Annotated in this window: 26 protein-coding genes; 11 read left to right on the top strand and 15 right to left on the bottom strand. The window is 65.8% G+C overall.

Annotated elements, in window-relative coordinates:
- Window positions 1-528, top strand: a complete 528-nt coding sequence (locus ACO07I_RS19300; RefSeq protein ID WP_422010133.1) for a UGSC family (seleno)protein — start codon at window positions 1-3, stop codon at window positions 526-528.
- A gap of 65 nt (window positions 529-593) precedes the next feature.
- The gene (locus ACO07I_RS19305) at window positions 594-818 is read left to right on the top strand and encodes a hypothetical protein (RefSeq protein ID WP_422010135.1); all 225 of its coding nucleotides are present in this window, start codon (window positions 594-596) and stop codon (window positions 816-818) included.
- 7 nt (window positions 819-825) lie between these two features.
- On the opposite strand, the gene ACO07I_RS19310 is transcribed toward ACO07I_RS19305, so the two are convergent.
- The 5 genes from ACO07I_RS19310 to ACO07I_RS19330 all read right to left on the bottom strand — a co-directional run bounded on the left by ACO07I_RS19310 (window position 826) and on the right by ACO07I_RS19330 (window position 3,833).
- Complete coding sequence (locus ACO07I_RS19310) at window positions 826-1,608, bottom strand: glutathione S-transferase family protein (protein ID WP_422018327.1); 783 nt, start codon at window positions 1,606-1,608, stop codon at window positions 826-828.
- Between the two features lie 5 nt (window positions 1,609-1,613).
- A complete protein-coding gene (locus tag ACO07I_RS19315) occupies window positions 1,614-1,967 on the bottom strand; it encodes a Lin0512 family protein (RefSeq protein WP_422010137.1) in 354 nt (117 codons plus the stop codon).
- A gap of 13 nt (window positions 1,968-1,980) precedes the next feature.
- Window positions 1,981-2,319 (bottom strand): Lin0512 family protein, encoded by a 339-nt coding sequence (locus ACO07I_RS19320; protein WP_422010139.1) that lies wholly within the window; start codon window positions 2,317-2,319, stop codon window positions 1,981-1,983.
- Between the two features lie 13 nt (window positions 2,320-2,332).
- Window positions 2,333-3,328, bottom strand: coding sequence for a tripartite tricarboxylate transporter substrate binding protein (locus ACO07I_RS19325; RefSeq protein ID WP_422010141.1), 996 nt, complete (start codon window positions 3,326-3,328; stop codon window positions 2,333-2,335).
- A 106-nt stretch (window positions 3,329-3,434) separates the two neighbouring features.
- Window positions 3,435-3,833 (bottom strand): DoxX family protein, encoded by a 399-nt coding sequence (locus tag ACO07I_RS19330; protein ID WP_422010143.1) that lies wholly within the window; start codon window positions 3,831-3,833, stop codon window positions 3,435-3,437.
- 209 nt (window positions 3,834-4,042) lie between these two features.
- Here ACO07I_RS19330 and ACO07I_RS19335 point away from each other — a divergent pair, with 209 nt between their 5' ends.
- From ACO07I_RS19335 to ACO07I_RS19350, 4 genes are all read left to right on the top strand, one after another.
- On the top strand, window positions 4,043-5,095 hold the full coding sequence (locus tag ACO07I_RS19335) for an ABC transporter ATP-binding protein (RefSeq protein WP_422010145.1): 1,053 nt from the start codon (window positions 4,043-4,045) through the stop codon (window positions 5,093-5,095).
- 47 nt (window positions 5,096-5,142) lie between these two features.
- Window positions 5,143-6,474, top strand: coding sequence for an ABC transporter substrate-binding protein (locus ACO07I_RS19340; protein WP_422010147.1), 1,332 nt, complete (start codon window positions 5,143-5,145; stop codon window positions 6,472-6,474).
- A gap of 67 nt (window positions 6,475-6,541) precedes the next feature.
- Entirely contained in the window at window positions 6,542-7,498 is a 957-nt protein-coding gene (locus tag ACO07I_RS19345; protein ID WP_422010149.1) for a carbohydrate ABC transporter permease, read from the top strand.
- Window positions 7,491-8,393 carry a carbohydrate ABC transporter permease gene (locus ACO07I_RS19350; protein ID WP_422010151.1) on the top strand — a complete coding sequence of 301 codons (903 nt, stop codon included), beginning with the start codon at window positions 7,491-7,493 and terminating at the stop codon, window positions 8,391-8,393. Before ACO07I_RS19345 ends, ACO07I_RS19350 begins: the two co-directional genes overlap by 8 nt.
- A gap of 11 nt (window positions 8,394-8,404) precedes the next feature.
- Here ACO07I_RS19350 and ACO07I_RS19355 read toward each other — a convergent pair whose 3' ends face one another.
- Together ACO07I_RS19355 and ACO07I_RS19360 are read right to left on the bottom strand one after the other, a co-directional pair.
- Window positions 8,405-8,575: a hypothetical protein gene (locus ACO07I_RS19355; protein ID WP_422010153.1), complete on the bottom strand. Its 171-nt coding sequence runs from the start codon at window positions 8,573-8,575 to the stop codon at window positions 8,405-8,407.
- A gap of 78 nt (window positions 8,576-8,653) precedes the next feature.
- Window positions 8,654-8,803: a hypothetical protein gene (locus ACO07I_RS19360; protein ID WP_422010155.1), complete on the bottom strand. Its 150-nt coding sequence runs from the start codon at window positions 8,801-8,803 to the stop codon at window positions 8,654-8,656.
- Between the two features lie 144 nt (window positions 8,804-8,947).
- On the opposite strand from ACO07I_RS19360, the gene ACO07I_RS19365 reads away from it, so the two are divergent.
- Both ACO07I_RS19365 and ACO07I_RS19370 read left to right on the top strand, forming a co-directional pair.
- Entirely contained in the window at window positions 8,948-9,409 is a 462-nt protein-coding gene (locus ACO07I_RS19365) for a hypothetical protein (protein WP_422010157.1), read from the top strand.
- A 22-nt stretch (window positions 9,410-9,431) separates the two neighbouring features.
- On the top strand, window positions 9,432-10,016 hold the full coding sequence (locus ACO07I_RS19370) for a hypothetical protein (protein ID WP_422010159.1): 585 nt from the start codon (window positions 9,432-9,434) through the stop codon (window positions 10,014-10,016).
- Between the two features lie 6 nt (window positions 10,017-10,022).
- Here ACO07I_RS19370 and ACO07I_RS19375 read toward each other — a convergent pair whose 3' ends face one another.
- Window positions 10,023-10,997, bottom strand: coding sequence for a Bug family tripartite tricarboxylate transporter substrate binding protein (locus ACO07I_RS19375; protein WP_422010161.1), 975 nt, complete (start codon window positions 10,995-10,997; stop codon window positions 10,023-10,025).
- A 29-nt stretch (window positions 10,998-11,026) separates the two neighbouring features.
- On the bottom strand, window positions 11,027-11,950 hold the full coding sequence (locus tag ACO07I_RS19380) for a hypothetical protein (protein ID WP_422010163.1): 924 nt from the start codon (window positions 11,948-11,950) through the stop codon (window positions 11,027-11,029).
- Between the two features lie 138 nt (window positions 11,951-12,088).
- On the opposite strand from ACO07I_RS19380, the gene ACO07I_RS19385 reads away from it, so the two are divergent.
- Together ACO07I_RS19385 and ACO07I_RS19390 are read left to right on the top strand one after the other, a co-directional pair.
- Window positions 12,089-12,511: an OsmC family protein gene (locus tag ACO07I_RS19385; RefSeq protein ID WP_422010165.1), complete on the top strand. Its 423-nt coding sequence runs from the start codon at window positions 12,089-12,091 to the stop codon at window positions 12,509-12,511.
- Between the two features lie 64 nt (window positions 12,512-12,575).
- Window positions 12,576-12,917 carry a hypothetical protein gene (locus tag ACO07I_RS19390; RefSeq protein WP_422010167.1) on the top strand — a complete coding sequence of 114 codons (342 nt, stop codon included), beginning with the start codon at window positions 12,576-12,578 and terminating at the stop codon, window positions 12,915-12,917.
- A gap of 86 nt (window positions 12,918-13,003) precedes the next feature.
- Here ACO07I_RS19390 and xth read toward each other — a convergent pair whose 3' ends face one another.
- From xth to ACO07I_RS19405, 3 genes are read right to left on the bottom strand one after another with little or no spacing between them, the layout of a single operon-like run.
- Window positions 13,004-13,774 (bottom strand): exodeoxyribonuclease III, encoded by a 771-nt coding sequence (gene xth / locus ACO07I_RS19395; protein WP_422010169.1) that lies wholly within the window; start codon window positions 13,772-13,774, stop codon window positions 13,004-13,006.
- Window positions 13,775-13,778: 4 nt separating this feature from the next.
- Window positions 13,779-15,635, bottom strand: coding sequence for an ABC transporter ATP-binding protein (locus ACO07I_RS19400; protein ID WP_422010171.1), 1,857 nt, complete (start codon window positions 15,633-15,635; stop codon window positions 13,779-13,781).
- A 37-nt stretch (window positions 15,636-15,672) separates the two neighbouring features.
- On the bottom strand, window positions 15,673-16,053 hold the full coding sequence (locus tag ACO07I_RS19405; protein WP_422010173.1) for a hypothetical protein: 381 nt from the start codon (window positions 16,051-16,053) through the stop codon (window positions 15,673-15,675).
- 74 nt (window positions 16,054-16,127) lie between these two features.
- Here ACO07I_RS19405 and ACO07I_RS19410 point away from each other — a divergent pair, with 74 nt between their 5' ends.
- Entirely contained in the window at window positions 16,128-17,456 is a 1,329-nt protein-coding gene (locus tag ACO07I_RS19410; RefSeq protein WP_422010175.1) for a histidine-type phosphatase, read from the top strand.
- On the opposite strand, the gene ACO07I_RS19415 is transcribed toward ACO07I_RS19410, so the two are convergent.
- The 3 genes from ACO07I_RS19415 to ACO07I_RS19425 all read right to left on the bottom strand — a co-directional run bounded on the left by ACO07I_RS19415 (window position 17,453) and on the right by ACO07I_RS19425 (window position 25,127).
- A complete protein-coding gene (locus ACO07I_RS19415; RefSeq protein ID WP_422010177.1) occupies window positions 17,453-17,644 on the bottom strand; it encodes a hypothetical protein in 192 nt (63 codons plus the stop codon). The two genes, ACO07I_RS19410 and ACO07I_RS19415, sit on opposite strands and share 4 nt — an antisense overlap.
- A gap of 134 nt (window positions 17,645-17,778) precedes the next feature.
- The gene (locus ACO07I_RS19420) at window positions 17,779-19,647 is read right to left on the bottom strand and encodes an HWE histidine kinase domain-containing protein (RefSeq protein ID WP_422010179.1); all 1,869 of its coding nucleotides are present in this window, start codon (window positions 19,645-19,647) and stop codon (window positions 17,779-17,781) included.
- A gap of 23 nt (window positions 19,648-19,670) precedes the next feature.
- Window positions 19,671-25,127 (bottom strand): HAMP domain-containing protein, encoded by a 5,457-nt coding sequence (locus ACO07I_RS19425; RefSeq protein WP_422010181.1) that lies wholly within the window; start codon window positions 25,125-25,127, stop codon window positions 19,671-19,673.
- Window positions 25,128-25,257: the final 130 nt, after the last annotated feature.

Here is a 25,257-nt window from a genome sequence, read left to right on the forward strand (position 1 = left end):
ATGTTCGAAGTTCTCGATCCCACGCCGGGCACCGCCCCGCAGGCCGGCCGGCTCGCCCCGCGCCTCGATACGCTGGAAGGCAAGACGATCGGCTTCATCTCCAATGGCAAGGAAGGGACCAAGGGCTTCTTCAAGCACCTCGACCAGATCCTGCGCGAGGAATACGGCGTCGCCAACGTGGTGAGCCGCACCAAGTCGAACTACAGCGCGCCGGCCGATCCCCACATCGTGGCGGAGATCAAAGGCTGGGACGCCGTCGTCTCCGGCCTGGGGGATTGAGGGAGCTGTTCATCGTGCAGTCTGCACGACTCAGTTACCGCTGAAAGACTAGACGTTCCCGCCTTCAGCGTGATGACGACCCGGTTCGCCAGCGCGGCCGACATGATGAGCCGCGTGCTCGGCATGCCGGGCTATGCCTTCGCCCAGATCGGCCATCCGGTCAGCAGTGCGACCGACGACCAGCTCCGCGCCATGGCCCGCACGGCCATCGAGCAGGGACTGGCCATGCTGGTGCAGCCCAAGGCCTGAATTCCCACTCGGCAACCCCGGACAGCATTTTGCGTTGTCCGGGGAACCATAAGGGAGTTTACGGCATGAAGCCGATGGCAATTTTGGGTGTCCTTCTGATCGTGATCGGCATTGCCGGCCTGGCGATCGACAATATCTCCTTCACCGAACGCAAGACCATCGTCGACGCCGGCCCGCTCAAGGTCACGGCCGACGAGCAGCGTACCATCCCGATCCCGACCATCGCCGGCATCGTCGCGGTGATCGCGGGCGCCGGCCTCCTGTTCATGGGGCGCGCCGCGCGGAGCTGAGGGATTTTCAGCCGAGCGGCCAGGTGAAGCGGACGTTGTTCTTGGCCAAGCCGTCGAGAACGATCTGCTGGCCACCGGATTTCATCATCCATTCCAGACGATGATCGCGGTACTCACGTCGGATTTGTCCCGACGCGAGCCGCTCGTGTGCGCTGGCCATGCCTGATGCGGCGGCTTCGAACTCATTGAAGGTCGTGGCGACCGATGGGCGTTCGATCAGCCGGTCGCGCCATTTCGCCAGGGTTGAGCCGGCGGGCGTTCCCAGCCCGTAGAAGAACGAGCGATTGAGGTAGGGCGCCACGCTGAGGTCGGCCCAGCCGAAGCTCTCGCCGTTGAACCAGGGGCGATCGCCAAGTTTGTCCGAGAGCCAGGCCTGCAGCTGGGCGGTCTGCCGCGCCGCCGTAGCCTTCATCTTCTCCGCCTGTGGCCCCTCGGCCCGCTTGAACCAGCGGATCTCGCTCAGGCCCCAGTTCACCGCCTCGTAGAGCGTGTCGCAGAGATCCTCGATCATGCGCGCCTCGGCGCGTGCCGCCGGGTCGCGCGGCAGGAGGGGCGGGGAGGGATACTTGTCCTCGAGATACTCGAGGATGATCGTCGAATCGAATATCCGGGCCTCGCCGTCGATCAGCGTCGGCACCTCGTTGCGCGGGCTGGCCGCCGCGAACGGGCCACCGGCCGTGCCGGTGCCCAGCGCGGCCGGTGTCTCGACCGTGAAGTCTAGACCCTTCTCGCGCAGCGCGATCTTCACCTTCTGGGCATAGGACGACAGCGGGTGTTCGTAGAGCAGCATGATGCTCACTTTGCCTGAGGAATCTCCATCCGGACCGCGATAGCGGCGCTGGCGATCACAGCCGGGTCGTTGTTCTCGGGATCGGCGATATCGAGGCCGCCCTTGACCACTTTCACGGTCACGATGCCGTGGGGCAAGGAGGCCCTTACCTTCTCTGCGTCGACCTTGTCGGGCTGCTGCACGCCGATCGTGACGTCGACGAACATGCCGGTCTTGGTGTCGATCTTCAGGGTCCGGATCATCGCGAGCGAGGAATGATGCAGGGCGTCCTGCACGGCGCGCAGGGCGGCCTTGGTGTAGTCGCCTCCGTGCAAGTCGTTGCCGGTGCCGAGTTCGAGGATCACGCGCTTGGCGGTCATGGTCTTGGCTCCCTTACAGGTCGAGCCGGACGATGGCGGCCGCCTGGGCGATCACCGTCTTGTCCGTGCCGGCTTCATTTTCGATCTCCAGCCCGCCCTCGACCACCTTCACCGTGCCGGTGCCGTGCGGCAGCACCGCCAGCACCTGCGCGGTGTCGACCTGGTCGGGCTGGGGCACGCCGATCAGGACCTCGACCACCATGTCGTCGCTCGCCTTGCCGAGCGCCGTCGCGACGGTGAGAGAGTTGTGCCACAGCGCATCGCGCAGGGCGCGGACCGCGGCCTTGGTGTAGTCGCCGCCCCGTATGTCGGTGCCCATGCCGATCTCGAGGGCTACCTTCTTCAACGCCATCACTATCTCCTGTTCAGGGCTTCGCTAGGCCCGCCTTGATGAGCAGCGGCTTCACTTCGGCATAGTACTTCTCGGCGAAGGCGCGGAATTCGGCGGGATTCTTGTCCCACGGCACCTGGATGAACTTCGCGAGATACTCGGTCACCTTCGGCTCGGTCGAGGCCTGCTTGAAGGCCTGATAGAGCGTGTCGACGATCTCCGGCGGCATGCCCTTGGGGCCGAGCAGGCCGTAGGGGCTCTGGCCCACCACGTTGACGCCGAGTTCGATCATGGTCGGCACGTCGGGATAGCGCGGGATGCGCTTCTCGGTCGCGAAGGCCAGGATGCGGCACTTGCCGTCGTCGACGAAGGGCGCCCACTGGGCTGCGTCCGCGATGAACTGGATCTCGCCGCCCATCAGCGCCTGCATCCATTCGGCACCGCCCTTGTAGGGGACGTGGGTGAACTTCGCGCCGGTCGCCTGCTCGACCTCGATCATCATGAGCTGGCCGGTGCCGCCGACGCCGGAGGTGCCGTAATTGTACTTGTCCGGGTCCTTCTTGCCGGCGGCGATCATGTCCTGGAAGGTTTTCCAGGGAGAGTCGGAGCGCACGACGATGCCCATCGTGTAGCCCGACAGGCCGGTGATGAAAGTGAAGTCGGTCAGCGGGTTCCAGTTGGTCTGCTGATAGTGCGGATAGCGCAGCGTGTTGATGCTCATGACCGCCAGCGTGTAGCCGTCGGGCTTGGCGTTCAGCAGCATGGCCGGCGCCAGCGTGCCGGCTGCTCCCGGCTTGATGTCGACGATGATCTGTTGTCCCAGGATCTTGCCCACCGCCTCGGCGAGCAGGCGCATGTGGACGTCGGTGACGCCGCCGGCGGCGAACGGGTTGTAGATCGTGATCGGCTTCTCGGGTTTCCAGCGGGGCTGGGCGCGCGCGATCCCCGGGACGGTCAGGGGGGCGGTGAGTGCCGTCGCGCCGGCCAGGGCGGCAAAGCGGCGGCGGTTGATCGAGGCACTCTGGGACATGAACGCTCCTCCTGCTGCTTTTTCTTAAGTCCTGCGCACGTCGAAACGGCTGCACGAGGCAGCCGTCCGGTCGTTCCATAGCGTTTCGGCGAAGGCGCGTTAAGCGCTACTTCCGGCGCGCGGCGTCGATGCTCCAGGGGCCGGGGCCGGCCGCGGCGAGATAGAGGAACACGAAGCAGTAGAGCGCGGCGAGCTCGCCGCGGTTGAGGATCGGGAAGAACCCCATCGGGGCGTGGACCATGAAGTAGGCCACGGCCGTCATGCCCGAGGCGACGAACGCGGCGAGCCGACTGAAGAGGCCGATAACCAGCAGGATGCCGCAGACGAACTCGATGATACCGGCATAGCCCGGCATCGACATGAGGGTGAAGTTCGGCGCGACGGCGCCGGCCGGAAACGCCAGCAGCTTGGCGGTGCCATGCTGCAGGAACAGAAGGCCGCTCATGATCCGCACGATACTGAGCAGGCGCGGCGCCCACGCAGTGCCGAGAGCATCGAAATTCATTGTGACAATTCCCCAAAAATAAAGCGCACTTTGCCCATCCTGAATGCGGCCCGGCCTTTCGACAAGCGGTTGCTCGGTAACCGGGTTACCAACCCGTCAGTAGTCCTCGCGCTTCGCGCGGGCTTTGCCTATGATCGGGCACGTTCGGTCGTAAGAACCGGCAGAAGTACAAGCAATAAGCGGCCCGAGGCCGCACGCGTGGAGGAAATATGGCGACGGTCGAAGTCCGCAACGTGCGGAAGGCGTTCGGTCCTGTAGAGATTCTACATGGCGTCAGTGTCGACATCGCCGATGGCGAGTTCGTGGTCCTGGTCGGCCCGTCGGGTTGCGGCAAGTCCACCCTGCTGCGCATGCTCGCGGGCCTGGAGAACATTACGTCGGGCGAGATCGCGATCGGCGGGCGGGTGGTCAACACCGTGCCGCCCAAGGATCGCGACATTGCGATGGTGTTCCAGAACTACGCGCTCTATCCGCACATGACGGTCTACGACAACATGGCCTTCTCGCTGACGCTCGCGAAGGCTCCGAAGTCGGTAATGGACGAGGAGGTCGGCCGGGCCGCCAAGATCCTGGGTCTGGAGCAGCTCCTGCATCGCTTCCCGCGTCAGCTCTCCGGCGGACAGCGCCAGCGCGTCGCCATGGGCCGCGCCATCGTGCGCAATCCCCAGGTCTTCCTGTTCGACGAACCGCTTTCCAACCTCGACGCCAAGCTGCGCGTCCAGATGCGTTCGGAGATCAAGGAGCTGCACCAGCGGCTCACGGTCACGACCGTCTACGTCACGCACGACCAGATCGAGGCCATGACCATGGCCGACAAGATCGTGGTCATGAACAACGGCCATATCGAGCAGATCGGCGCGCCGCTCGAGCTCTACGATCGGCCGGCCAACCTGTTCGTCGCGGGCTTCATCGGCTCGCCGGCCATGAACATGGTGAAGGGTACCGTCTCGAACGGCGCGCTTCGCATGGAAGACGGGACGGCCTGGCCGTTGCCGACAAACGGCGGCCGTCCGGCCGATGGTCCGGCTGTTTACGGCGTGCGGCCCGAGCATCTGATGCTCGATCCCGGCGGCATCCCGGCCACCGTCCAGGTGGTCGAGCCGACCGGCTCGGAAACCCAGGTCATGATGCGGATCGGCGGCCAGGCGGTCATCGGCGCCTTCCGCGAGCGCGTTACGGCGAAGCCCGGCGAGATCCTGCCCGTGAGGCCCGATCCCGCCCTGGTCCATCTGTTCGACCAGCAGTCGGGCCAACGCCTCTGAGAACGGGGAAAGAAGAACACGGACAAAGATCAACAAAGGAGGAAACAATGGCGTTCATCATCAGGCGGCGTGAGTCGATCATTCTCGGTGCCGCCGCAGCGGCGATGGCGATGGGCCGCGCAGCCAACGCCCAGTCGGAGATTCCCAAGGCCGACGTGCCGGCGCCCAAGCTCCCGATTGAGAAGGGCGCGACGCTCCGCCTCCTGCGCCCCGCGCGCTTCGTTGAACCCGACGAGGTGATCTTCCGCGCCAACAGCGCGAAATTTGCCAAGGAGACAGGCGTCGACGTGAAGGTCGACTTCGTGGGGTGGGAAGACATCCGCCAGCAGACCGCGGTGTCGGCCAATACCGGCGCGGGGCCCGACATCGTCCTGGGCTGGGCGGAAGATCCGCACATTTACGCCGACAAGGTGCTCGAACTCAGCGACGTCGCCGAGTATCTCGGCAAGAAATACGGCGGCTGGATGTTCCTTGGCGAGAAGTTCGGCAAGAAGGCCAAGACCAACAACTGGATCGGCCTGCCGATGGGCGGCACGGGCGGCCCGCTGGTCTACCGGGCCTCGGCGGTGAAGGAAGCCGGCTTCGACAAGGTGCCGACCACGCTTCCCGACCTGCTGAAGCTCTGCCAGCAGCTGCAGAAGATCAAGAAGCCGGCCGGCTTTGCGTTGGGCAACGCGGTGGGCGACGCCAACGGCTTCGCCAACTGGATGCTGTGGGCGCATGGCGGCTCGCTGGTCGACGAAGACGGCAAGGTCACGATCAACAGCAAGGAAACCGTCAACGCCCTCAACTACGTGAAGGAACTCTACCCGACCTTCATTCCGGGCACGATGTCGTGGAACGACATCAGCAACAACCGGGCCTATGCGTCGAACGAGCTGTTCTTCACGGCCAACGGCGTGTCGATGTACTTCGCACTGAAGAACGATCCGGCGACCAAGGCGATCGCCGACGACACCGAGCACGCGCTACTGACCCAGGGCGTGGCCAGCTCGACGCCGATGAGCGCCACGGTGCTGAATGCCATGGTGTTCAAGCACAGCAAGTTCCCCAACGCCGCCAAGGCGTACCTCACCTTCATGATGGAGGCCGAGCAGTACGATCCGTGGCTGACCGGGTGCCTCGGCTACTGGGCTCATCCGCTCAACGCCTACGACAAGAGCAAGGTGTGGGCGAGCGATCCCAAGATCGCGATCTATCGCAGCACCATGAACAACAGGTTCTGGAGCGGCTACAAGGGGCCGATCACCCAGGCCGCCGGGACGGTCGCGGCGGAATACATCCTCGTCCAGATGTTCGCTTCGGTGGCCGCTGGCCAGGCGACGCCGGCCGATGCCGCCAAGGAAGCGGAGCGTCGCACGCGCCGCTACTACCGCTAAGGCGCAGCAGAGGAGACGGCGCGACCGGAAGACGGTCGCGCCGCCGTCCCCGCTCTCCGGAGGGAAGATGACCGTCGCCACGATGACCGACTGGAACCGGACCCGAATACAGCAGGGTTGGCTCGCGCGCCTGTTCGACAACAAGGCGTTCCTGATTTTCATGTGTCTGTTGCCGGCCGTCGGCCTGCTGACGGTGTTCCTCACCTATCCGCTGGGACTCGGCATCTGGCTGTCCTTCACCGACACCAAGATCGGCCGCACCGGCAAGTGGATCGGCTTCGAGAACTTCGAATACCTGCTCGAGGACCCGCAATTCTGGACGGCGGTGTTCTACAGCGTCTTCTACACGGCCGTCGCGACGTTCGGGAAGTTCGCGCTGGGTCTCTGGCTCGCACTGCTGCTGAACCGGCACCTGCCGATGAAGAACCTGCTGCGGGCGATCATCCTGCTGCCTTGGATCGTGCCGACCGTGTTGTCGGCGCTGGCCTTCTGGTGGATCTACGATCCGCAGTTCTCGATCATCTCCTATCTCGCCACCGATGTGGTCGGCATCCGCGAGAAGCCCTTCGACTTCCTCAGCACGACCTGGCCGGCGCGCTGGTCGCTGATTGCCGCCAACATCTGGCGCGGCATTCCGTTCGTGGCGATTTCACTGCTGGCCGGCCTGCAGACGATCTCGCCATCGCTCTACGAGGCTGCCCTGCTGGACGGATCCACGGCCTGGCAGCGCTTCCGCTACATAACCTTCCCGCTGCTGCTGCCGATCCTGGCGATCGTGATGACTTTCTCGATCATCTTCACGTTCACCGACTTCCAGCTGGTCTACGCCATCACCCGCGGCGGGCCGATCAACTCGACCCACCTGATGGCGACGCTCGCCTTCCAGCGCGGTATCGCCGGCGGCGAACTGGGCGAGGGCGCGGCCATCGCCGTGGCCATGATCCCCTTCCTCGTATTCGCAACGCTGTTCAGCTACTTCGCGCTCGCGCGCCGCAAGTGGCAGCAGGGAGAAGCCAGTGACTGACGCCGCCGCCCCCGCGCCGACGCCGACCAGCGCCACCGCCCCTCCCGACGACATGGTCTGGGAGAGCCGCGGCCGTCGCATGGTGACGGTCTACGTCCCGCTGATCTGCTTCGTCGTGATCCTGCTCTTCCCGTTCTACTGGATGGGGATCACGGCCTTCAAACCGAACGCGGAACTCTACGACTACAAGACCTACAATCCGTTCCTGATCGGCAGCCCGACGCTCGATCACATCTACAAGCTGCTGTTCGAAACGGCTTACCCGAAGTGGCTCATGACCACGATGGGCGTCGCCATCTGCTCGACCTTCCTGTCGCTCTTTTCGAGCGTGCTTGCCGCCTACGCCATTCAGCGGCTGCGCTTCAAGGGCAGCCAGTATGTCGGACTAGGCATCTACCTCGCCTATCTGGTGCCGCCGTCGATCCTGTTCATCCCGCTGGCAACGACGGTCTACCAGCTCGGTCTTTTCGACACGCCGCTGGCCCTGATCCTGACCTACCCGACCTTCCTGGTACCGTTCTGCACCTGGCTGCTGATCGGGTACTTCAAGTCCATTCCCTACGAACTGGAGGAATGTGCGCTCATCGACGGCGCGACCCGCCTGCAGATCCTGCGGCGCATCACGCTGCCGCTGGCGGTGCCCGGCCTGATCTCGGCCGGCATCTTCTCGTTCACCCTGTCGTGGAACGAGTTCATTTACGCGCTGGCCTTCGTCCAGAGCAGCGAGAAGAAGACGGTGCCGGTCGCCATCCTGACCGAACTGGTGTCGGGTGACGTGTACCAGTGGGGGTCGCTGATGGCGGGCTCGTTGCTGGGCTCGCTGCCCGTGGCAATCTTCTATTCCTTCTTCGTCGACTACTACGTCTCCTCCCTCACCGGCGCGGTGAAGGAATAGACCCTCCCGCCTCAGGCGATCGGGCCGGGCGGGCCCTGCGGATGCGGCACGGGCGTCGGCATGTCTTCCGGTGCCGGCGTGCCCGGCGGCAGTGGCATCTCGGGCGGCACGGGGTCGGTCTTGCCGGGAACGGGCGGCACGGCGGGAACTTCACGAGGCGTGTCGGCTGCATATGGCGTCATGGTCAGGAATTCCTTTCGGGAAGGCCGAAAAACGAATGCCCGCCTCTCGGCGGGCATTCGGCTTCAGGAGATCAAGGACTAACGATCCTTGTGCTGCGGCTGCTGAGGCTGACCCGGCTGCTGGTTGGGCTGCTGGTTCTGCTTCTGCTGCTGTTCGCGCTGGACCTGTTCGCGCTGCTGGCGATCGCGATCCTGCTGCTGCGAGGGATTCTGCTTCTGGTCGTTCATGGCGTTTCTCCATGTTCGCCGCGACCGCCGGAATGACGACCGCTGCTTACAAAACGCCTCCCCGGGGAACGGGGTTGCACGTCCCGCCGTTTCTTGCGTGCCAGACGGATGGCCGGAAAACGTCGCAAACGCGGGAGAGTCTCGATGATGGGCAAGTTCGCACGCACAGCGATTCTCGTCGGCATGTTTGCTCCTGTACCGTCGATCGCTTTCGCCGCCGACGAGGCGGGCTGCGCGGCGGAGTGGGCGCAGGCCGACGCAAACAAGGATGGGGTGATCGCAGGCCCTGAAGCCGACCGGTATATCGCCTACATCCGCATTCGCGCCCAGGCCGAGCCGACAGACGGCCGCATAACGCAGGACGCCTTCATGCAGGCTTGCCGGGGCGACGTCTTCAAGGCGAGGACTCCCGATCCCGGCGCACCGCTGAAGGGGGCCAACTCCTTCACCTCGGCCCAGGCGAAGGATCGAGCGGTTGCCGCCGGCTACACGGACATCGCGCCGCTCATGAAGGACGCCGACGGCATCTGGCGGGGCGCCGCGCGCAGGGGCGGCGATTCCGTGAACGTTGGCATCGACTTCAAAGGCAATGTCGTTTCGCAATAGCATTCAGTCAGGGAGGTCGACCATGAAGACGATCACGCGCGTCTACGACACGTATGCACAGGCCAAGCAGGTCGTGGCCGAACTGGAAACCGCCGGCGCGCCACCGTCGGACATCAACATCATCGCCAACCGTTATGTCTGCGAAGAGACCGCGCGGGGCGAGGAGCCGGCCGGCGCGGGAGCGGGCATTGGCGCAGCGCTGGGCGGCACGGCGGGACTGCTGGCAGGGCTCGGGATGATCGCGATTCCCGGCCTCGGACCGGTCGTTGCCGCGGGTGCCCTGGCGGCGACGGCGGTCGGCGCCGTTGCGGGCGCCGCGACCGGCGGCCTCGTCGGCGCGCTCGTGTCGTCCGGCGTGCCGCAACGAGAGGCGGAGGTCTATTGCGAGGCGGTGCGCCGCGGTGGAACGATGGTGAGCATGCGCACCTCCGAGGCCGACGAGCAGCGGGTGCTCCTGATCATGGACCAGCATCGCCCCATCGATCACGTCGCCCGTGAAGCCGACTATCGCGCCACCGGCTGGACGCGCTTCGATCCGCAGGCGGAGGCCTATGCGCCCAGCCAGACCGAAATCGAGCGCCTGCGCCAGCCGTACGCGACCACGTAGAGGCGTTTACTTTTCCGGCACCTTGCCGATCCGCTCGACCGCGACCTTCAGCCGTGCCGCATCCTTGTCGAGGAAGGTCTTGAACTCGGGCGCATCGAGATAGGCGATCGGCGTCTCGACCTTGGCCATCGCCTCCTTGAACTCCGGATCTTCGGCCGTGCGGCGCGCCGCATCGCGCAGCGTCATGAGGATCGGAGAGGGCGTGGCTGCGGGCGCGAAGAGCCCCGACCAGATGTAGAAGGTGGCGTCGTAGCCCAGCTCCTTCATGCTTGGAACATCGGGCAGCGAGGCGAGGCGCTTGTCGCCCCAGACCGCGAGCGCCCGCATCTTGCCGGCCTTGATCTGGCCGATGGCGGCCGACGGGCCCGATGCCAGGGCGTCTATCTGTCCGCCCAGGAGTGCAGCGACCGCGGGGCCGCCGCCCTGGTAGGGAATGTGGAACAGCTTGATGCCGGCGGCGTCGGCGAAGATCTCCATCGCCACGTGCAGCGTGCCGTACACGCCCGAGGAGCCATAGTTGATGGTCCCGGGCTTGGCCTTCGCGGCCTCGACCAGATCCTTCAGCGTCTTGTAGGGACCGTCCGCGCTGACCACGAGCACCGTGGGATCGGCGCTGATCAGCGCGATCGGCGCAAACTGGTCGAGTTCGTAGGCGGGCGTGCGGCCCTGTAGGCGATCGGCCACCGGCAGGACCGAGATCGACGACAGCGCCATCAGGATCGTGTAGCCGTCGGGTGCCGAGCGTGCCGCCTGCGCGGTGCCCACCGAGCCGCCGGCGCCGCCCTTGTTCTGCACGACGACCGACTGCTTGAGCAGCTTGCCCATGACGTGCGCCGTCGGCCGGCCGGTGATGTCGGCCACGCCGCCGGGCGGGAAAGGCACGATCATCGTGATCGGCCGCGACGGATAGGCTTCCTGGGCCCGAACCGGGAGGCCGAGCGGCAGCATCGCCGCGCCGGCCAGAAGGGTACGTCGCTTCATCTGGTTTCCTCCAGTCACGTCTTGATTGGTTACCTCGCCTTGGAGCCGGCCTTGGCGGCTCCGCTTCGGGTACCGGGATAGGTAGCGGTGAAGCCGAACAGGGTAGAGAGCGCGTCGGGTACAATGATCTTGTCAATATCCTCCAGGCCCGCGGTCTTGGTGGGTTTCACGCCAAGTACCAGCGGTCCCCTGGGGGACTTCCAGTCGCCGACGAAGGAGGAGACGGCGTCGAGCGCCTTCAGCGTCTCACCGGTCTGCGCCTGGGCAAAGACGGCCAGCGCGTCGAGAGCGGTCGTGATCAGTTCCTCGGCCTTGATGCCTTCCTCGCTGGCGACCGCGGGGACGAGCTTGTCCAGAAGCTGCTTGTCGTCGATCGAGAGGGAGGCGCTGCGCAGCCGGCCCTCGTCCTTGGCCGTGTCCAAGTCGGTGTCGTCGCTCACCCCGTCCACGATCATCGACAGGGCGAAGCGCGCCTGGCCGCGCAGGGTCACTTCCAGCAGGGTGAGGGTCAGGACCTTGGCGGCCGGGTCGATGCGGTAATCGAGTGCGATGTCGAACGGCACCTTGGGGACCCCGTAGGGCTCGAGGGCGGTGAACATCTCGTCGTCGCCCGTCATGCCCTCCATCTTGAGCCTGGCGAACCGCGGCGCGAGATCGTTCTTCGAATCCTTCCGGAGGCGTTCGAAGTCGAGGTCGTCGACCGTCACCTTGTCGATCTTGATCGTGCTTTCCTTGTCGCCGGTCGCAGGATTGGCCGGCACGACCGCGACGACGTCCTTCAGCACGAAACCCGAGGCGCCGAGCGGCTCTGCGCCGGCATAGCTCAGCGTCTTGAGCTCGAACTGGGGCTTGATCTCCTTCTCGAAGCGCTCCAGCCCGTTCTGCGCCCAGCTGCCGGTCGCAAATCCGATGAACAGCAGCGCCGACAGCAGCGCCGCGAAAATTACCCGCATGAACTCATCTCCTCGTCACCGATCGACGATAGCACAGCCCCCACCGGGGCGGCTCGCTCACCCTATACGAAGGGAGGAATCGCTTCTGTCATACGGTCGAGGCATGGTGCGTCATCGACCACCCCAAGGAGACGAAAGATGATCCGCAAGGCAAAGGCTGAGTGGCGCGGCACGGGCAAGGACGGCACCGGCGGCCTCACCAGTGATTCCGGCGTTCTGTCCGGGACGCCCTATTCCTTCAAGACCCGTTTCCAGGGCGAGAAGGGCACCAATCCCGAAGAATTGATCGCCGCCGCCCATGCCGGCTGCTTCACCATGGCGCTGGCGTTCCAGCTGCAGACGGCTGGCTTCACGCCGACCTTGCTCGAGACCGAGGCCGCGGTTTCGCTCGATCAGGACGGGGCGGGCTTCAAGATCAGCAAGTCGGCCCTCACTCTGGTTGCCGAGGTGCCGAACCTCGACCAGGCGACCTTCGACAAGCTCGCCGAGGCGGCAGAGAAGGGTTGCCCTGTCTCCAAGTTGCTCAACGCGGAGATTACGCTCCACAAGACTCTGAAGTAGTCTCCGGCCGGCAGAAACGGGTGCGCCGCCTCTCGCGGCGCCCCGTAAGCCGGGGGAGATTCAGATGGTTCGTGCGTTTGCCTGTTCGCTTGCGTTGCTGGTCCTGCCACTCGCGGCGGCTTCCGCCCAGACGCTCAAGAAGGAAGACGCGGAGAAGATGGTGATCGGCCTCTACGCGGTTTCCATTGCCGTCGACACCTGCGACCTCGACATGACCAAGGACCAGGAAACGCGCCTCGAATTCTGGATCGAATGGGCCGAGAAGCAGCTCAACATCGCGGACCGCAAGCTCGATAAGACTTACGACATGATGGAAAAGGAAGCCGAGAAGAACAAAAAGGACTTCTGCGACAAGATGATGCCGATCGCCACCCAGGCGCTGAAGGAACTGCCTCCGGCGATGTAGGGCTGAGCGAAGCTCAGCCCGCGAAGCGGCAGGACATTGCCTTTGGCAATGTCCGGGAGCGCCGAAGGAAGAACGACCACAAGCCCCTACTTCAGTTCGATCCACGCCGGCGCGTGGTCGCTCGGGCTTTCGCGCCCGCGTTCTTCCCGATCGACGCCGCCGCGCTTCAGGCGCGGCGCGAGATCGGGGCTGAGCAGCAGGTGATCGAGGCGCAGGCCGCCATCGCGTTCCCAGCGGTGCCGCTTGTAGTCCCAGAATGTGTACATCGGCCTGTCGGGATGCAGCGTGCGCAGGCTGTCGGTCCAGCCCTGCGCCAGCAGCTTCCCGAAGGCCGCCCGTGGCGCCGGCTGCACCAGTGCATCATCCTTCCAGGAACGCAGCGAATAGATGTCGAAATCGGTCGGCACGATATTGTAGTCGCCCGCCAGCACCACGGGGGCGCCACTCTTCAGAAGTGACTTCGCATGGCGCTGCAGGCGGCGCAGCCAGTCGAGCTTGTAGTCGAACTTCGGCCCCGGCTGTGGATTGCCGTTGGGTGCATAGAGGCAACCGACGATCAGCCCCTTCACGGCTGCCTCGATGTAGCGGCTCTGCACGTCGCTGCGATCGCCGGGCAGGCCCTTTCGCGTCAGGACCGGCTCGGCCTTGCGTCCCAGGATGGCGACGCCGTTCCAGGTCTTCTGGCCCTGCCAGACCGCGTGGTAGCCGGCTCGCCGCAGCTCGGCCGCGGGAAAGGCGTCGTCGGCCGCCTTCAGCTCCTGCAGGCAGGCGATGTCGGGCTTGGCGCGCTTCAGCCAGGCCAGCAGGTTGGGCAGGCGCCGGTTGACGTTGTTCACGTTGAAGGTGGCGATCTTCATGGCGCTAGCGATACCCCGCCGCCTGCAGCTCGAAGAGCTCGGCATAGCGCCCCTCCTGCGCTAGCAGTTGCTCGTGGGTGCCCTGCGCTTCGACCCTGCCCTCGGCCAGCACCAGGATGCGGTCGGCCATGCGGACACTGGAGAAGCGGTGCGAGATCAGCACCGCGGTCTTGCCCTTGCTCAGTTCCTTGAAGCGCTGGAACACCTCGAACTCGGCGCGGGCGTCCAGCGCGGCGGTCGGCTCGTCGAGGATCAGCACCTCGGCCTCTCGCATGTAGGCGCGGGCGATGGCGATCTTCTGCCATTCGCCGCCCGAGAGTTCGACGCCGTTCTTGAAGCGCTTGCCGATCATCTGCTCGTAACCGCGAGGCAGGCGCGCGATCACCTCGTCGGCCTGGCTGCGGTTGGCCGCGCGCGCGATGCGCTCTTGGTCGCCGCGCGCCTCGATGCGGCCGACCGCGATATTGTCGCCGGCCGGCAGGTTGTAACGGACGAAGTCCTGGAAGATGACGCCCATGCTGCCGCGCAGCTCGTCGAGCCCGTAGTCGCGCAGGTCGCGGCCGTCGAGCAGGATGCGGCCTTCGTCGGGGTCGTAGAGCCGCGTCAGCAATTTGACCAGCGTGGTCTTGCCCGCGCCGTTCTCGCCGACCAGCGCCACCACTTCGCCGGCCTTGAGGGTGAAGGAGAGATGGCGCACCGCCCAGCGCTCGGCGCCGGGATAGATGAAGCCGACATCCTCGAACACGAAGCCTTCACGAATGGGCTTGGGAAAGGGCAGGGGATTGGCCGGCGAATGAATCTCCGGCTGGACTTCGAAGAAGGAGAACAGGTCGTCGAGATAGAGCGCCTGGCCGGCCACCGAGGAAAAGCCGCTCAGCAGCGATTCGAGCAGCGTGCGCAAGCGGCGGAACGAGCCCGCGAGGAAGGTGAGGTCGCCGACCGAGAACTCGCCGGTCAGCGTCCGCCAGGCGATGTAGGCGTAGGCGAAGTAATAGCCGATGGTGCCGATGGTGGTGAACAGCCCGCCCCAGCCGGCGCGGCGCAGCGCGAGGCGACGGTTGGCCTCGTAGAACGAGGTCGCGAGGCGGCGGTAGCGATCGATCAGGAACGCGTTCAGCCCGAAGATCTTCACTTCCTTGGCGGTCTCGGCGCTGGCCGCGGTCTGGCGGACATAGTCGAGCTCCCGTCGTTCGGGCGTGCGGCCGAAATCGAGGGAATAGCTCTTGGCATTGAAATGCGCCTCGCCGAGGAAGGCGGGGACGAGCGCCACCAGCAGCAGCACGATCAGCCACGGCGCGAAGACGATGAGGCCGGCGGCGAGGCTCGCCACCGTCACCAGGTCCTGCGCCTGCGAGAAGAGCTGGCTCATCAGGGTCATGCGGCCACTGGTCTGGCGTCGCGCCCGCTCCAGCTGGTCCTGGAATTCGGCATCCTCGAAATCCTCGAGGTCGAGTGTCGCGGCATGCTCCATCAGCCGCACGCTGGAGCTGGTGCTGACCCGCTCGGCCAGCAGCCCATCGAGCAGGGAGACGATGCGCCCCAGTACATCGGCCAGCACCGCCACCGCGAACTCGGCCCCCAGCAGAATGCCGAGCCGGTTGAGATGACCGCTGTCCAGCCATTGCGGCAGCGTCACCGGCTTGTCGGGCAACTGCACCAGCATCACGACGTCGTCGATGATCAGCTTGCCGATGTAGAGCGTCGCTACCGGCAGCAGCGCGCGCATCAGGCGCAGCGCAATGGTCGCGGCGGTCAACGTCGGGCTGGTCGCCCAGACCATGGCGAGGAAGGGCCACAGGTTCCTGAGCGCGCCGACGCGCTCGCGAAACGAGCTGGTGCTGATCGTCGACGGTGAAGGCATCCCGGCTCAACCCCCGCGAGGGGGTGCGGGTTCCGGCTCAGTCATCGGGCAGGGACTGTGCACCCAGCCACTGCCGCGCGAGGTGGAGTTCGCGGAAAATGGCTAGGGGGCGCCGGGCGGTCGCGGCCGCGGCGAAGGTCTTGGCTTGTCCGAAGCTGCTGTCGGACGCGGCGACGATTGCCAGCGGCCCGACCTGACCGTGCTGGGCATAGAGCACGATCCGGGCACCCAACGCCCGCAGGTTTTCGTCGCTCAGCGCCTCGGGCGTGTGGGTGATCTCGAAGATCTTGCGATAGCCCATGGCGCCCTCGGCGGTGACGCCGGCGAAGTAGCGCTCGATGTCACTCACCGTCACCCGCTCCCTGGCGACGGCGACCACCAAACGGTCCGGATGCGAGATCGTCCACTGGACGGGCATAGGATGAAATCTAGCACGGAATGGATGACGCGCGGGACCCGGAGACGGCATAGTGCGGCCTCCGGGGGAGTACCATGAGCATTCGCGTCTTTACCGTCGTCCTTGTTGCCTCGCTTCTGGCGGCCCTGATGCCGGCCAGCGCCGAAATTCTGCCGACCCCGCCGGGCTGGCAGATCGAACGGGCGGTCCTGCTCAATCGGCATGGCGTGCGCTCGCCGACGGTCCCGAACGAGGAACTCGACAAATACAGCGCAACGCCCTGGCCCACCTGGCCGGTCGAACCCGGCTTCCTGTCGCCCCGCGGCGAAGAGTTGATGCGGCTGATGGGCGGCTACTACCGCGTGCTCTATGGCGGGCGCGGGCTGATCCAGGCCGACGATTGCCCGACCGCCGGCACGGTGGCGGCTTGGACCGATATTGATCAACGCGCGCGCACAACGGGAGCGGCAATCCTGGCCGGCATGTATCCGCGCTGCGCCAACCTGCCGCTGCGCAACCAGGCGAACTTCACGGTTCCGGATCCGCTGTTCTATCCCCAGCCCGTGGCTTCCTGCCCGATGGATCTCGCGGCCAACCGGGCGGCCATCCTGGCGCGTCTGGGCGGCAGCTTCGCATCGGTCCAGCGCGACTACAGCGGCCAGCTCTCCATGATGCAGTCCGTCCTCTGCCCTGCCGGCACGACCCGATCGGCGGGCGGCGGAAGCTGCGGCGAAGCCGGCATACCGTCGAGCATCGTGAGCGGGACCAAGGATGGCGTCCGGCTGCGTGGTCCGATCGGCTATGCGTCGGCCGCCGCCGAAGACTTCCTCATGCAGGCGGCCGAGGGCCTGCCCAAGGACCAGGTGGCATGGGGCCGTCTGGCCCACGACGCCACGCTGAGCGAACTCCTCACCCTCCACCTGCTCGATCAGGATCTGACCCAGAAGACCAAGCCACTCGCCCAGCAGCGTGGATCCAACCTGCTGTCGCTGATCGGCGCCATTCTGGTCAACGGCCACAGTTTCCCCGGTCACGCCGCGACCGGCCAGCCGGTTCGCCTGGGGATTCTGGTCGGCCACGACAGCAACATCCACAACTTGGCGGCGCTGCTCGACATCACCTGGCAGATTCCTGGCTTTCTGCCGGGTCAAGCTTCGCCGGGCGGCGCGTTGGCGTTCGAGCAGTTTCGCGAGGTCAGGAGCGAAAAGCGCTACGTGCGGATTGCCTACTACGCCCAGACTTTGGACGAGATGCGTCGCCGAGCACCGCTCAACTATCGCGATCCGCCGGGGATGGTGCAGGTCGCCCTGCCGGCCTGTTCCGCCGACATGGTGAACAATGCCTGTCCGCTCGACTCGTTTCTCAAGATTGTAAAGGCGGCCGTCGACCCGGGCTGCGTCACGGCAACGGGTGGCAACTACTAGCGATCGGAGATCAGCCGTTCGCGGCCGAGCGCCGTGATGGCATCGCCTTCCGGGCCCGTCTCGATCAAGGCGAGGTGAAGAAGGCGTGCGCGATGCTCTTGCGGCATCGAGGGGGCCGTACCTTCGGCCAGTGCACGCAGGGAAGTAAGAGCGGCCTGGGTAAGCGGGGCGATCAGGCCTTTGGGCATAGTTCGAATGTCTCTCGCCATGTTTCCTATCACCTCCTTGTTGGAAAGTGATAACGGCAGGGCGGCTTCAAAGTTGACGGCGCAGACCTCGATTACGCCGGGAACCGCCCCGAGTTCGCCCAGTTTCGCCGCTCCTACGCGTCGGCCGTCACGCGGGAGGGCGGGTCGAGCAGAGACACCAGCACGCGTTCCAGACTTTCGGCCTCGAGCGGCTTGGGAAGGATGGGAACGTTGGCGTAGCGCCGGTCGATGCTGTCGCGCTGATATCCGGTGATGAACACGAAAGGAACGCCACGCGCGATCAACAGGTCGGCGAGCGGATCGGCGAATTCGCCGGCAAGATTGAAATCGAGCAGCGCGCCGTCGAATCTTTCGCTGCGTGCGGCTGCCAATCCGTCGGCCAGACCGCCATAGGGGCCGAGCACGGTGGCGCCGAGATCCTCGACGATGCGCTTGGCCATCATGCCGACCAGCACCTCGTCCTCGACCATGAGGAGGCGGCGCCCTGTCAGACTGCGCACCCGCCCGCTTCGCGCTTCCCGAGGGCCTTCCGTCTGCGGCGCCTGCACGGGCGTCGGGCCGACGATCTGGGCGCGCGGAATCGAGAGGCGGCAATGCAGCCCCTCAGGCCTCCAGTCGTAGCGCACGCCGCCGCGGAATTGCGCCTCGATCGAAGAGCGCACGATGGAGAGGCCGAAGCCCAGCGACTTGGGTTCCTGGGCGAGCGGGCCTCCGGTTTCGATCCAGTCGATCACCAGTGCCTCGTCGTCGAGCGCCCAGACGAGGCGGAGGTGGCCGTTGTCTGTGGACAGCGCGCCATACTTGGCGGCGTTGGTGGCCAGTTCGTGTAGCGCCAGCGCCACGGCCTGCGCGGTCGCCGGCAGCAGCATGGCCGGGGGGCCGCCGGACTCGATGCGCTGTCGATGATCGGTGCGATAGGGCGCCAGCTCCTCGTCGACGATCTGGCTGAGATTGGCGCCCTGCCAGCGCGTCGCCGACAGGAGGTTGTGCGTGGCGGCCAGCGCGTGGATGCGGCCTTCGACCGTCGACACGAACTCGGGCGTGCTCTTGGCCTTGGTGAGGCGCAGCACCGAGAGGACGACCGCCAGCATGTTCTTGGCGCGATGATCGACCTCTCGCGCGAGCACCAGCTGGCGCTCCTCGGCGCGCTTGCGCTCGGTGATGTCGACGGTGACGCCGTTCATGCGTACCGCATTGCCCTGGGCATCGCGCGAGACCACGCCCGCCCCGTAGCACCAGCGGACTTCGCCGCTCGGGCGGATGATGCGGAACTCGACCTGGAAGCGGTTTTCGCCTGCGGCCACGAGGGTGCCGACGGTGTTCTTGTCGCGGTCCTCGGGGTGGATCATCGCTTCGATGCGTTCCACGGTGGGTTCGAACGCGGCGCGGTCGACGCCGAAGATGCGGTAGGGACCGTCGTCCCACTCGACATGGCCAGAGGCGACGTCAACCTCCCACGAGCCCATGCCGCCGGCGCTGAGCGCGATCGAGCGGCGTTCCTCGCTGCGCCGCAGCTGCTCGGTCTGGGCCTCGAGTTCGGCGGTGCGCTCGGCGACGCGCTTCTCGAGCTCCTGATTCATCGCCTCGAGCTGGCGGGTCTTGCGATAGAGTTCGATGAAGACCCGCACCTTGGCGCGCAGCACCTCCGGCACGACGGGTACGGTCACGTAGTCGACCGCGCCGATTTCGTAGCCGCGCAGATGGTCGGTCTCGGCGATCTGCACCGCCGAGACGAAGATGATGGCGAGCTTCTGGAAGCGCGGATGCTCGCGGATCATGGCGGCGAGCTGGAAGCCGTCGATCTGGGGCATGACCACGTCGATCAGCACGACCGCAACGTCCTCCAGCTTCAGCAGCAGGCCGAGCGCCTCGTGTGGGGAGTTGGCCTTCACCAGGTTCTCGCCCAGCTCCCCGAGGATGACCTCGTAGCTCAGCAGCTTCGCCGGCTGATCGTCGATCAGCAGGATGTTGACCTTGTTCATGGGGGCTGGTGCCTGGGCCAAGATCAGCGATGCAGCCAGAGGCGCAGGGCCGAGAAGAGCTGCTCGGTATTGACCGGCTTGGCGAGATAGTCCGACGCCCCGGCCTCGAGGCATTTTTCGCGGTCGCCTTTCATGGCCTTGGCGGTGAGGGCGAGGATGGGCAGTCGGCGCAGCGCCGGTTTGCTTCGGATCAGGGTCATGGTCTCGTAGCCGTCCATGTCGGGCATCATGATGTCCATCAGCACGATCGACACGTCGGGTGACGCTTCGAGGATCGAGATCGCCTCGTGGCCGGTCGTCGCGGTCAGCACGCGCATGCCGCGCCGCTCCAGCGCGCTCGACAGGGCGAAGATGTTGCGGGCATCGTCGTCGACCACCAGCACGGTGCGTCCGGCCAGCACCTCGTCGGAGCCGTGCAGGCGTTCCAGCATGCGCTGTTTCTCGGGCGCCAGGGCGGCGGCCGCGTGATGCAGGAACAGGGAAGTCTCGTCGAACAGCCTCTCGGGCGAGGCCGCACCCTTGACCACGATGCTGCGCGCCATCGAATGGAGCCGGCCTTCCTCCTCGGCCGTGAGATCCCGGCCGGTGAACACCACGACCGGCAGGTCGGCGAGCGCCGGATCGGCCTGGAGGGACTCCAGGACCTCGAAGCCCGACATGTCGGGCAGGCGCAGGTCGAGCACCATGCAGTCGTGTCGCTCGGTCCGCAGTCTTCCCAGCGCCTCCGCTCCCGAGCCGACGATCGTGATCTCGACTTCGGGATGATCGAGAAGAGCGGCGATGCTCAGTCGCTCGCCCTCGTCGTCCTCGGCAACCAGGAGTCTCTTGCGCCGCGGCTGGACGTAGTCGTTGATACGCGCCAGCGCGGCGGTCAGTCCCTCGGTCGAGGTCGGTTTGCTCAGGTAGGAGAAGGCGCCGCGCGACAGGCCCTGCTGGCGATCCTCATCCATGGTGAGGATCTGCACCGGGATGTGGCGCGTCTCCAGTGTGCGCTTGAACTGGCTCAGCACGTTCCAGCCCAGCATGTCGGGCAGGAACACGTCGAGCGACATGGCGACGGGCTTGTACTGCAAGGCGAGGTCGAGCGCCTCGGCGCCGCGCGCCGTCACCACCGCCTTCAGCCCGGCGGCATGCGCGGCATCGACCAGGATACCGGCATAGTTGGCGTCGTCCTCCACGATCAGCAGGATGCGGTCACCCGGCTGCAGATCGTGACGGTCGTCGGGGAACTGGTCCGCGAGATGCTCGGGCAGTGGAGCGACCTGCAGGGGCTGCGAGCCCTGGCCCTGGGTCGGCTGGCGCACCGCGGTGCGCGGGCCGGTGTACATCATCGGCAGGTAGAGCGTGAACGTGCTGCCGATGCCGGGCGTGCTCCGTACGGTGAGTTCCCCGCCCAACAGGCTCGCCAGTTCGCGGCTGATCGCGAGGCCAAGCCCGGTGCCGCCATACTTGCGGCTGGTGCTGGCATCGGCCTGCTGGAAGGCCTCGAACACGATCTTCTGCTTCTCGACCGGGATGCCGACGCCGGTATCCGTGACCTCGAAGGCCACCACGGCACTGGCCTGGTTCAGCGCGCCATTGTCCGAGCGCCACCCGGCGGTCACCGGCAGGGCGCGCAGCCGGACGCTGCCTTCGGCCGTGAACTTCATGGCGTTGGACAACAGGTTCTTCAGGATCTGTTGCAGACGCTTGGAATCGGTGACGATGGAGCGGCCGAGGTCGGCATCGGTCCGGACCTCGAAGGTCAGGCCCTGCGACTCGGCCTGATGACGGAACGGGCGGGCCACGGCTTCGAGCACGTTGGCGAAATAGATCTCCTCGGCGTCGACGGTGACGGTGCCGGATTCGATCTTCGACAGGTCGAGGATGTCGCTGATCAGGTTCAGCAGGTCGGTGCCGGCGCCGTGGATGGTGCGGGCAAATTCGACCTGCTTGGCCGCCAGATTGCCGTCGGGATTGTCGGCGAGCTGCTGGCCCAGGATCAGGATCGAGTTGAGCGGCGTGCGCAGCTCGTGGCTCATGTTGGCCAGGAACTCCGACTTGTAGCGCGAGGTGAGCGCCAGCTCCGATGCCTTCTCCTCGACCGCGCGCCGGGCCTGCTCGATCTCCTGGTTGGCGCGCTCCACCTCGGCGTTGCGCTCGGCGAGCTGGGCGGCCTTCTGCTCGAGCTGCTCGTTGGTCTGCTGCAGCTCGCTCTGCTGGCTCTGCAGCTCGCCCGCCAGAGTCTGAGACTGCTGCAGCAGGCTTTCGGTCTGCATCGTTGCCTCGATCGAGTTCAGCACGATGCCGATCGAGGCGGTGAGCTGCTCGAGGAAGGCGATCTGCAGCTCGGTGAAGGTGCTGAGCGAAGCCAGCTCGATCACCGCCTTCACTTGGCCTTCGAACAGGACGGGCAGGACGATGAGGCTCTTTGGCGAAGCGCTGAACAGACCCGACGTGATGGGCCGGGCTGCATCCGGCAGGGCCGAGATGTGGATCGGGCGTCCGTCGGCGGCGCACTGACCGACCAGCCCCTCGCCGACGCGTAGCGTCTCCGGGTGTCCGTCGCCCACCGCATCGGCATAGACGGAAAGCAGGCGCAGCCGGGCCTTGTCGTCGTCGACCGTCTGATAGATCACCGCCTGGTGCGCGTTCACGAGCGGCGTCAGCTCGCTCAGGATCAGCCGGCCAACGGTCCCGAGGTCACGCTGCCCCTGCAGCATGTTGGTGAATTTGGCCAGGTTGGTCTTCAGCCAGTCCTGCTCGGTGTTGCGCTCCGTCGTGAGACGGAGATTGTCGATCATGGTGTTGAGCTTGTCTTTCAGCTCCGCCACCTCGCCCAGCGCATCGACCTGGATCGAGCGCGTCAGGTCGCCCTTGGTGACGGCCGTCGCCACTTCGGCGATGGCGCGCACCTGGGTGGTGAGATTGGCGGCGAGCAGATTGACGTTGCCGGTGAGGTCCTTCCAGGTGCCGGCGACGCCGGGCACCTGAGCCTGACCGCCCAGCTTGCCCTCGGTGCCGACCTCGCGGGCCACGCGTGTGACTTCGCCGGCAAAGCCATTCAGCTGGTCGACCATCGTGTTGATGGTCTCCTTGAGCTGCAGGATCTCGCCGCGCACGTCGACGGTGATCTTCTTGGAAAGATCGCCCGTTGCGACGGCGGTGGTCACTTCGGCGATGTTGCGGACCTGGGTGGTGAGATTGGCGGCCAGCAGGTTCACGTTGTCGGTCAGGTCCTTCCAGATGCCGGCGACGCCTGGGACCTTTGCCTGGCCGCCGAGCTTGCCCTCGGTGCCGACCTCGCGGGCCACGCGGGTGACTTCGCCGGCAAAGCCATTCAGCTGATCGACCATCGTGTTGATCGTGTCTTTCAGTTGCAGGATCTCGCCGCGCACGTCGACGGTGATCTTCTTGGAAAGATCGCCCGTTGCGACGGCGGTGGTCACTTCGGCGATGTTGCGGACCTGGGTGGTGAGGTTGGCGGCCAGCAGGTTCACGTTGTCGGTCAGGTCCTTCCAGGTGCCGGCAACGCCCGGAACCTGGGCCTGACCGCCCAGCTTGCCCTCGGTGCCGACCTCGCGGGCCACGCGGGTGACCTCGCCCGCGAAGCCATTCAACTGGTCGACCATCGTGTTGATCGTGTCTTTCAGTTGCAGGATCTCGCCGCGCACGTCGACGGTGATCTTCTTGGACAAATCGCCATTGGCCACGGCTGTCGTGACCTCGGCGATGTTGCGGACCTGGCCGGTGAGGTTGGTGGCCATGAAGTTGACGTTGTCGGTGAGGTCCTTCCAGGTGCCGGCGACGCCCGGGACCTGCGCCTGGCCGCCCAGCTTGCCCTCGGTGCCGACCTCGCGCGCGACACGCGTCACTTCGCCCGCGAAGGAGTTGAGCTGATCGACCATCGTGTTGATGGTCTCCTTCAGGCGCAGGATCTCGCCCGAGGCATCGACGGTGATCTTCTTGGACAGGTCGCCGCCCGCCACGGCGATCGTGACGTCGGCGATGTTGCGCACCTGGGTCGTCAGATTGGCGGCCAGCAGGTTCACGTTGTCGGTGAGGTCCTTCCAGGTGCCGGCGACGCCGGGCACCTGCGCCTGACCGCCCAGCTTGCCCTCGGTGCCGACCTCGCGCGCGACACGCGTCACTTCGCCCGCGAAGCCGTTCAGCTGGTCGACCATCGTGTTGATGGTCTCCTTGAGCTGCAGGATCTCGCCGCGTACGTCGACCGTGATCTTCTTGGACAGGTCGCCGCGCGCCACGGCCGTCGTCACGTCGGCGATGTTGCGGACCTGCGCCGTCAGATTGGTCGCCATCGAGTTGACGTTGTCGGTGAGGTCCTTCCAGGTGCCGGCGACGCCGGGCACCTGGGCCTGGCCGCCAAGCTTCCCTTCGGTGCCGACCTCGCGGGCCACGCGGGTGACTTCTCCGGCGAAGCCGTTCAGCTGGTCGACCATGGTGTTGATCGTGTCCTTGAGCTGAAGGATCTCGCCGCGCACGTCGACGGTGATCTTCTTGGACAGGTCGCCGCGCGCCACGGCGGTGGTCACGTCGGCGATGTTGCGCACCTGATCAGTGAGGTTGCCGCACATGGCATTCACCGAGTCGGTGAGGTCCTTCCAGGTACCGGCGACGCCCGGCACGATCGCCTGGCCGCCCAGCTTGCCCTCGGTGCCGACCTCGCGGGCGACGCGCGTCACTTCGGAGGCGAAGGAGCGCAGCTGGTCGACCATGGTGTTGATGGCCTCCTTGAGCTGAAGGATCTCGCCGCGCACGTCGACCGTGATCTTGCGCGACAGGTCGCCGTTGGCCACCGCGATGGTCACGTCCGAGATGTTGCGCACCTGGGCCGTCAGGTTATTGGCCATGGAGTTGACGCTCTCGGTCAGCTCGCGCCAGACGCCGGTCACTTCGCTCACCTTGGCCTGGCCGCCCAGCTTGCCCTCGGTTCCGACCTCGCGGGCCACGCGGGTGACCTCGGAGGTGAACACGGCGAGCTGCTTGATCATGGTGTTGACGATGGTGGCGGCGCGCAGGAACTCGCCCTTCAGGGGACGTCCTTCGACGTCGAGGCGCACCGTCTGCAGAAGATCGCCCTGCGCCACGGCGCCGATCACGCGGGTGACCTCGGTGGTCGGCCACACGAGGTCGTCGATCAGCGTGTTGACCGATCCTTCCATCTCGCCCCAGGCGCCCGCCGATAGGCCGAGTTTCACGCGCTGGCGTGTGCGGCCCTGTTCGCCGACCGCCTTCCCGATGCGTTCGAGCTGATGGGCCATGCTTTCGTTGCCGGCGGCGATGTCGTTCACCACCGCGGCGATCCTTCCCAGGATACCGCCGTGGTCGCCGGTCAGGCGCACCGAGAAATTGCCGGCGCGCACGGCGCTCAGCACGCTCAGCAGCTCCCCGAGATCCGAGGACGACGGTGCGGCGAGGGACGAAAAGGGAGCTGACGCTGTTGGCCCATTCGCCACGTTTGAACCGGCGTCAGCAGTCATGAGAAGGCCCCCCTCAATCCGGGAGCACGCTGCCACGGACTATTTTTCGGTTCCTCGGGAACCTGATCCGGCGCGCGTTAGACCCCCTCCAGCAATTGAAAACGCGGATCGTTGCGAAAGGTTCCGAGCG

Source organism: Reyranella sp., from assembly GCF_965227665.1.
In the GTDB taxonomy this organism is placed as follows: Bacteria; Pseudomonadota; Alphaproteobacteria; order Reyranellales; family Reyranellaceae; genus Reyranella.

What these genes read in the sequence shown, in the direction of transcription:
- ACO07I_RS19425 (WP_422010181.1), bottom strand. Translation starts at nt 25,127, where the DNA reads ATGACTGCTGACGCCGGTTCAAACGTGGCGAATGGGCCAACAGCGTCA.
- ACO07I_RS19335 (WP_422010145.1), top strand. Translation starts at nt 4,043, where the DNA reads ATGGCGACGGTCGAAGTCCGCAACGTGCGGAAGGCGTTCGGTCCTGTA.
- ACO07I_RS19385 (WP_422010165.1), top strand. Translation starts at nt 12,089, where the DNA reads ATGATCCGCAAGGCAAAGGCTGAGTGGCGCGGCACGGGCAAGGACGGC.
- ACO07I_RS19365 (WP_422010157.1), top strand. Translation starts at nt 8,948, where the DNA reads ATGATGGGCAAGTTCGCACGCACAGCGATTCTCGTCGGCATGTTTGCT.
- ACO07I_RS19400 (WP_422010171.1), bottom strand. Translation starts at nt 15,635, where the DNA reads ATGCCTTCACCGTCGACGATCAGCACCAGCTCGTTTCGCGAGCGCGTC.
- ACO07I_RS19420 (WP_422010179.1), bottom strand. Translation starts at nt 19,647, where the DNA reads ATGAACAAGGTCAACATCCTGCTGATCGACGATCAGCCGGCGAAGCTG.
- ACO07I_RS19405 (WP_422010173.1), bottom strand. Translation starts at nt 16,053, where the DNA reads ATGCCCGTCCAGTGGACGATCTCGCATCCGGACCGTTTGGTGGTCGCC.
- ACO07I_RS19370 (WP_422010159.1), top strand. Translation starts at nt 9,432, where the DNA reads ATGAAGACGATCACGCGCGTCTACGACACGTATGCACAGGCCAAGCAG.
- ACO07I_RS19315 (WP_422010137.1), bottom strand. Translation starts at nt 1,967, where the DNA reads ATGACCGCCAAGCGCGTGATCCTCGAACTCGGCACCGGCAACGACTTG.
- ACO07I_RS19345 (WP_422010149.1), top strand. Translation starts at nt 6,542, where the DNA reads ATGACCGTCGCCACGATGACCGACTGGAACCGGACCCGAATACAGCAG.
- ACO07I_RS19355 (WP_422010153.1), bottom strand. Translation starts at nt 8,575, where the DNA reads ATGACGCCATATGCAGCCGACACGCCTCGTGAAGTTCCCGCCGTGCCG.
- ACO07I_RS19375 (WP_422010161.1), bottom strand. Translation starts at nt 10,997, where the DNA reads ATGAAGCGACGTACCCTTCTGGCCGGCGCGGCGATGCTGCCGCTCGGC.
- ACO07I_RS19305 (WP_422010135.1), top strand. Translation starts at nt 594, where the DNA reads ATGAAGCCGATGGCAATTTTGGGTGTCCTTCTGATCGTGATCGGCATT.
- ACO07I_RS19325 (WP_422010141.1), bottom strand. Translation starts at nt 3,328, where the DNA reads ATGTCCCAGAGTGCCTCGATCAACCGCCGCCGCTTTGCCGCCCTGGCC.
- xth (WP_422010169.1), bottom strand. Translation starts at nt 13,774, where the DNA reads ATGAAGATCGCCACCTTCAACGTGAACAACGTCAACCGGCGCCTGCCC.
- ACO07I_RS19330 (WP_422010143.1), bottom strand. Translation starts at nt 3,833, where the DNA reads ATGAATTTCGATGCTCTCGGCACTGCGTGGGCGCCGCGCCTGCTCAGT.
- ACO07I_RS19360 (WP_422010155.1), bottom strand. Translation starts at nt 8,803, where the DNA reads ATGAACGACCAGAAGCAGAATCCCTCGCAGCAGCAGGATCGCGATCGC.
- ACO07I_RS19320 (WP_422010139.1), bottom strand. Translation starts at nt 2,319, where the DNA reads ATGGCGTTGAAGAAGGTAGCCCTCGAGATCGGCATGGGCACCGACATA.
- ACO07I_RS19310 (WP_422018327.1), bottom strand. Translation starts at nt 1,608, where the DNA reads ATGCTGCTCTACGAACACCCGCTGTCGTCCTATGCCCAGAAGGTGAAG.
- ACO07I_RS19415 (WP_422010177.1), bottom strand. Translation starts at nt 17,644, where the DNA reads ATGCCCAAAGGCCTGATCGCCCCGCTTACCCAGGCCGCTCTTACTTCC.
- ACO07I_RS19340 (WP_422010147.1), top strand. Translation starts at nt 5,143, where the DNA reads ATGGCGTTCATCATCAGGCGGCGTGAGTCGATCATTCTCGGTGCCGCC.
- ACO07I_RS19380 (WP_422010163.1), bottom strand. Translation starts at nt 11,950, where the DNA reads ATGCGGGTAATTTTCGCGGCGCTGCTGTCGGCGCTGCTGTTCATCGGA.
- ACO07I_RS19390 (WP_422010167.1), top strand. Translation starts at nt 12,576, where the DNA reads ATGGTTCGTGCGTTTGCCTGTTCGCTTGCGTTGCTGGTCCTGCCACTC.
- ACO07I_RS19410 (WP_422010175.1), top strand. Translation starts at nt 16,128, where the DNA reads ATGAGCATTCGCGTCTTTACCGTCGTCCTTGTTGCCTCGCTTCTGGCG.